The sequence below is a fragment of the Streptomyces ossamyceticus genome (assembly GCF_001418475.1).
GTDB classification, from domain to species: domain Bacteria; phylum Actinomycetota; class Actinomycetes; order Streptomycetales; family Streptomycetaceae; genus Streptomyces; species Streptomyces ossamyceticus.
Genome location: NZ_LIQX01000294.1, coordinates 1 through 6,054, shown reverse-complemented (window position 1 = coordinate 6,054; position 6,054 = coordinate 1). Strand labels below are relative to the sequence as shown.

Here is a 6,054-nt window from a genome sequence, read left to right as displayed (position 1 = left end):
CTCCCCCGCATCTCGCACTGCACTGCCCTACCCGGCCCAGCCCTGTCTTGCCCTGCCTTGCCTTCCTCCGCTTCACTCCCTCCCATGGGGGAGATCCCTCGAAGGAGCACGCCGTGTCCGTCCCCGCCGCCCCTCCCGGCCAGCCCAGGAAGGCCGCCACGGCCGCCTGGATCGGCAGCGCCCTGGAGTACTACGACTTCTTCATCTACGGCAGCGCCGCCGCCCTGATCTTCCCGAAGGTCTTCTTCGACGAGTCCGACCCGGCGACCGCGACCCTGCTGTCCCTGGCCACCTTCGGTGTCGCGTACGCGGCGCGGCCGATCGGCGCGCTCTTCCTCGGCCACTTCGGCGACCGGCTGGGCCGCAAGAAGATCATGGTCTTCACGCTGATCCTGATGGGTCTGTCGACGTTCCTCATCGGCTGCCTGCCCACACGTGACCAGGTCGGCACCCTCGCCCCGGTCCTGCTGGTGATCTGCCGCGTCCTCCAGGGCATCTCGGCGGCGGGCGAGCAGGCCAGCGCCAACTCCATGACGCTGGAGCACGCGCCGGAGGAGCGGCGCGGCTTCTTCACCAGCTTCACCCTGAGCGGCACCCAGGGCGGCCAGCTGCTCGCGACCCTGGTCTTCATCCCGATCGCCGCGCTCCCCGAGGACCAACTGCTGTCGTGGGGCTGGCGCGTCCCGTTCTGGATGAGCATCGCGGTCGCCGTTGTCGGCTACGTCATCCGCCGCACACTGGACGAGACCCCGGCGTTCACCCGGCAGCAGACCGCCTCCGAGGGTGTCGCGAAGCTGCCGCTCGCGGTGCTGATGCGCGAGCACTGGGCGGATGTGCTGCGGGTGATCGCGGGCGCGCTGGTCGCCTCGGTCTCGACGATCTTCACCGTGTGGGCGCTGGCGTACGGCACGAGCGAGTCGGTCGGTCTGTCGCGTTCCTCGATGCTGTGGGTGGGCGCGCTGGCCAACCTGGTCGCACTCGCCGCGATCCCGCTGTGGGCCACGCTCTCCGACCGCGTCGGCCGCCGCCCGGTGTTCCTGATCGGCGCGGTCGGCAGCGCGGTGATGATGTTCGTCTACCTGTGGGCGATCTCCACCGGCTCCTACCCGCTGGTCCTCGTCCTCGGCATCGTCACCTTCGGTGTCGTCTACAGCGCCGCGAACGGCGTCTGGCCCTCCTTCTACGGTGAGATGTTCTCCACCCAGGTCCGGCTGTCCGGCATGGCCATCGGCACGCAGATCGGCTTCGCGGTCGCCGGTTTCGCCGTCACCTTCGCCGCGCAGATCGCCGGCCCCGACGGGGACGACTGGTTCGCGGTGGCGCTGTTCACCGCGGCGCTGTGCGTACCGCCGGCGCTCGCGGCCCTCACCGCCCGCGAGACCCACAAGGTCCCGACGGAGCTCCTCGGCGTCCGCGCGGCCGACGCGGCGAACGACCGGGAGCGGGTCGCGGCCTGACCTCCCCGTTCCCGATCGCGGGCCCCCGGGCACCGGTGGTGTTCGGGGCCCCGCCCTGCGTCCCCGCTCCGCTTCGGGCGCGCGGACGGTCACCGTCCGGCGAGCGGGTACCCCGCCGTGGGGGTCCGCGCAGGTCGGAGGGAAGATGGCGCCGGCGCCGCGATCACGCGGGGTCGGCCAGGGGGTGAGGGATGCGGAGAGACACGTCCCGCAGAGGTGTGCTGATCGGCGTGGTGGCCGGGGCGGGGTGCCTGCTGGTGGCCCCCGTCCTGCTGATCGTCGGGGCCCTCACGCTGATGCTCCTGGGCCGGGCGCTGGCTCCCCTCCCGATCCCGGACGGCGAGGCGCTCGTCCTGCGCGACGAGCAGATCGTCGGCACCTGGCGGGACGACTCCGGTGGCCGGCTGGTGCTGCGCGAGGACGGGACGTTCACCTCGGACGGGGCGTGCGGCGACTTCAGGGGCGACGACCTCTCCCCCGTCGCGGCGCCGGACCCCGGCAGCGGCACCTGGGAGCACAGCGAGTCGGAGGAGGTCGAGACGGACACACCCCTGTCGGAGGTCCACCTCACCTTCACGCCCAGCGAGGTCTGGACGGAGTACGAGGCGCGGGGGACGTCGGACAAGGCCGTCCTGTGGGCGTTCATCGGCGACCCCGACTCCGGGGACATGTGCGTGCTCGACAAGGTCGGCGGGGTCGCCGGATGACATCTCAGCGCTTGGGGATGCCGTACGCCCGCTCCACGCGCAGCCGCAGCACCAGCCGGCGGTCGCGGACCATCGCCGCGCGGTAGTCGTCCCAGTCGGGGTGCTCGCCCCGCACGTCCCGGTACAGCCGGACCAGTTCCTCGACGGTCTCGTCGTAGGGGTCCTCGGCCACCGGGGTGAGGTCGGCCGTGCCCTCGACGACCGTGTAGGCCCAGCGGTCGGCGCTGGTCACGTGGTACGAGACGCGGGGGTCGCGGCGCATGTTGCGGGTCTTGGCGCGCCCGTCGGTGATCGAGACCCGGATCGTCCGCTCGTCGGGGTCGTAGGCGTGGTTGACGTTCGAGAGCTGGGGGCGGCCGTTCGCCTTGAGGGTGACCAGCACCCCGCCGTCGAGCTCGGCGACCAGGCCGAGCAGGGCGTTCTGTACGGCGTCCGTGTCAAGAGTGTCCGAGGCCATGACACTTCAACGTGCCGGGGGTGGCCCGCGATTCCCCGATCCGCCGCGCGTATCTCCGCACGACCATTGGTAGACAGTGTCTACTGACGTGCGGTAGACAGTGTCTATGAGTGAACGGAACGCCGGGCTCAGGACCCGGCTGGTCGATGTCGGGGTCGAGTTGGTGACGGCCGAGGGTGTGCAGGCGCTGTCGTTGCGGGAGATCGCGCGACGGGCGGGGGTGTCGCACGGGGCGCCCCGCCGGTACTTCCCGACGCATCTGGAGCTGCTGTCGGCCATCGCGCGCCGGGGCTTCGAGGACCTCGCGGCCCGGGGCGCCGCGGCCCTCGGCGACGGTACCGAGAGTTCCCGGCGGCAGGTGGCGACGCTGGGCCGGGTGTACCTCGACTTCGCGCTCACCCACCGGGGCATGCACGAGCTGATGTTCCGTCACGACCTGTTGGAGAGCAACACGTTGGGGCTGCGGGACGCCAGCCTCCCGGTGTTCGGCCTGCTCGTGGACCTGGTGGGCCGGGCCCGGCCGGACGTCGACGCCCGGCTCGTCGCCGGGGCGCTCCTGGCGAACCTGTACGGCATCGCCCAGCTGTGGACCTGGGGAAGCCTCCAACTGACCACGGGAACGGACGACTTCACGCCCCTGCTCGACGCGGCCCTCGACGCGCATCTCGGGCGTGAGGACCGGTGAGCGCGCTCACCCGGGAGGCAGGTGCGGACGAACGGCCGGCCGTGTCGGTGCCGTACCGCCGTCTGACGCTCGCGAACAGCGTGCTCGGCGCGGTGATCGTCGCCCTCGACGGGACCGTGCTGACGATCGCCCAGCCCACCCTGCGCCGGGACCTGGACGCCTCCTTCGCCGAGGTGCAGTGGACCAGCACCGCCTATCTGATCGCGGTGGCGAGCCTGCTGGTCTTCGCGGGGCGGCTCGGTGACCGGTTCGGACACCAACGGGTCTTCGCCTGGGGTGTGTTGGGGTTCGGCGCCGCCTCGGCGGGCATCGGTCTCGCGCCCGGCGTGGGCTGGGTGATCGCGCTCCGGGTCGTCCAGGGAGTGTTCGGGGCGCTGCTGCAACCGGCCACGCTCGGGATGCTGCGGGCCGCGTTTCCGCCCGACCGGCTGGGCATGCCCGTGGCGCTGCGGACGAGCGCCATCGGGGTGGCCGCCGCGGTCGGCCCGCTGGTGGGCGGGGTGCTGGTGACGGAGCTGGGCTGGCGCGCGGTGTTCTTCCTGAACGTCATACCGGCGCTGGTCATGGGCCTGCTGGCCCTCGCGGTCCGTGCGCCGCGGACAGCCCCCGGCGTGCCCGCCGGTGGCCTCGACACCCGTGGCGCGGCCCTGCTCGCCGTGGCGCTCGCGGCACTCGTGCACACCCTGGTCGGGATCCCAGGGCACGGCTGGACGGTCCCCGGTGTGCTCGGTCTGCTCGTGGCCGGCGCCGCCGGTGTTGCCCTCGTGCGGCATGAACGGCGGGCGCCCGACCCGTTGTTGCCGCCCGCCGTGCTCGGCTCGGCGACGGCGGGCGCGGCCCTCGGGGTGCTGGTGACCGCGTCGGCGGCGATGATGGGCGCGCTGTTCGTCGGCAGCCATCTGCTGCAGGACGTGCTGGGTATGGACCCGCTGCGCACCAGCCTCGTCGCGCTGCCCGGCGGCGTGATGATGATCCTCGGCGCCCCGCTCTGCGCGGTGCTGCTGCGCCGGTGGGGCGCCCGGCCGACGGCCCTGACCGGGACCCTGCTGCTCACCGCCGGGGTACTGGTGCTGTCGGCGGTGGGGCCGGGCTCCCCGACGGCGGTGATCGGCGGTGGCTTCCTGCTCCTGGGCGCCGGGTTCGGCGCGGTGATGGTGACGGCCACCGCGGTCGTCGTACGGGAGGCTCCGCCGGAGGCGGCGGGGGTGGTGGGCGGCCTCCAGCAGACGGCGATGAACATCGGGCCGACGCTCGGCGTGGCGGCCGCCGCGACGCTGCTGCCGCTCGCCGCGGGGCCCGCGTTCTGGCTGCTGGCCGGCCTGTCGGCGCTGGGTGCGCCACTTGCCGGACGAATGCCCCGACCCGCTCGTTCTCCGAGGGATGGATCGCGATCAGTACGGAACGATGAAGACAAGGACGTCTGTGAGCCGTGACCGGGCCACCGGAGGAGAAGCACCATGGAACGACTGCGCCGACAGAGCGAGCCGCGCGAGGCCGGCCTCGACCCGAAGACCCTGGCCCGCCTCGACGAGTACCTCGGCCGCCAGGTCGACGACGGCCGACTGCCCGGCTATCTGCTCTCCGTCGCCCGGCACGGCCGCGTCGCCCACCTCACGACGTACGGCCGGCGCGACGTGGACGCGGGGCTGCCCGTCGAGACCGACACGTTGTGGCGGGTCTACTCGATGACGAAGCCGGTCACGTCGGTGGCCGCGCTGATACTGGTCGAGGAGGGGCGGCTGTCCCTCACGGACCCGGTCTCCCGCCATCTGCCGGAGTTCGCCGAGCCCCGGGTGTACGAGTCCGGTGAGGGCACCGGAATCCGGACCCGCCCGGCGCGGCAGCCGATCCTCGTCCGGCATCTGATGACCCACACCTCGGGCCTGACGTTCGGCTTCTACTACGACCACCCGGTGGACGCGCTCTACCGGGAAGCGGGCCTGGAGCACTCGGTCCGGCCGGGCGCCGACCTCGCCCGGACCTGCGCGGAGTACGCGCGTCTGCCCCTGCAGTTCGAACCGGGCACGCAGTGGAACTACTCCGTCGCCAGCAACGTCCTCGGCCGGATCGTCGAGGTGGTGTCGGGGCAGGACCTCGACACGTTCTTCGCCGAGCGGATCCTCGGCCCGCTCGGCATGACCGACGCGGGTTTCCAGGTCTCCCCCGAACAGGCCGGGCGACTGGCCCAGCTGTACGGCGAGCGGGAGGACGGCTCGATCGCCCCGGTGCCGGGGCTGCCCCTGCACGGCAGGCCCCGCTTCCTGTCCGGCAGCGGCGGCATGGTCGCCACCGCCCGTGACTACCACCGCTTCACGGAGTTCCTGCGCCGCCGCGGCGAACTCGACGGGGTCCGCCTGCTGACCCCCGAGTCCGTCGACATGATGGCCACCAACCAGCTGCCGGGCGGCGTCGACATCCACACCTACGGCAGCGGCTTCCACCGGCAGCCGGGCAACGTGGGCGTCGGCTTCGGCCTCGGCGTCTCCGTCGTCATCGACCCCGAGGCCACCGAGAGCCCCTCCTCCCTCGGCACCTTCGGCTGGACCGGCGCCGCCACCACCATCTTCTGGGTGGACCCCCGCCGGGACCTGACCGTCCAGTTCATGACCCAGGTACGACGCCGCTCGTCGTTCTCGGTCTACCCGGACCTGAAGCGACTGGTCCACGAGGCCGTGGTGGATTGAGCCGACGGCCCTGCTAACCCGCGCACAGGGGCCGGAGGCACGTGGCCCGGGGCGGGGTCGGGGC

6 protein-coding genes are annotated in these 6,054 nt (G+C 72.6%); 5 read left to right on the top strand and 1 reads right to left on the bottom strand.

What is annotated here, in order from left to right:
- The first annotated feature begins 113 nt into the window (after positions 1-113).
- Positions 114-1,457, top strand: coding sequence for an MFS transporter (locus tag AOK15_RS22150; RefSeq protein WP_055519589.1), 1,344 nt, complete (start codon positions 114-116; stop codon positions 1,455-1,457).
- Between the two features lie 191 nt (positions 1,458-1,648).
- The gene (locus tag AOK15_RS22145; protein WP_240508543.1) at positions 1,649-2,164 is read left to right on the top strand and encodes a hypothetical protein; all 516 of its coding nucleotides are present in this window, start codon (positions 1,649-1,651) and stop codon (positions 2,162-2,164) included.
- Between the two features lie 4 nt (positions 2,165-2,168).
- On the opposite strand, the gene AOK15_RS22140 is transcribed toward AOK15_RS22145, so the two are convergent.
- On the bottom strand, positions 2,169-2,621 hold the full coding sequence (locus AOK15_RS22140) for a TIGR03618 family F420-dependent PPOX class oxidoreductase (protein WP_055519586.1): 453 nt from the start codon (positions 2,619-2,621) through the stop codon (positions 2,169-2,171).
- Positions 2,622-2,727: 106 nt separating this feature from the next.
- Here AOK15_RS22140 and AOK15_RS22135 point away from each other — a divergent pair, with 106 nt between their 5' ends.
- From AOK15_RS22135 to AOK15_RS22125, 3 genes are read left to right on the top strand one after another with little or no spacing between them, the layout of a single operon-like run.
- Positions 2,728-3,306 (top strand): TetR/AcrR family transcriptional regulator, encoded by a 579-nt coding sequence (locus tag AOK15_RS22135; RefSeq protein WP_055519583.1) that lies wholly within the window; start codon positions 2,728-2,730, stop codon positions 3,304-3,306.
- A complete protein-coding gene (locus AOK15_RS22130; RefSeq protein ID WP_055519582.1) occupies positions 3,303-4,739 on the top strand; it encodes an MFS transporter in 1,437 nt (478 codons plus the stop codon). The genes AOK15_RS22135 and AOK15_RS22130 overlap by 4 nt, the downstream gene beginning before the upstream one ends.
- A 24-nt stretch (positions 4,740-4,763) precedes the next feature.
- Positions 4,764-5,990, top strand: a complete 1,227-nt coding sequence (locus tag AOK15_RS22125) for a serine hydrolase domain-containing protein (protein ID WP_055519579.1) — start codon at positions 4,764-4,766, stop codon at positions 5,988-5,990.
- Positions 5,991-6,054 lie beyond the last annotated feature (64 nt).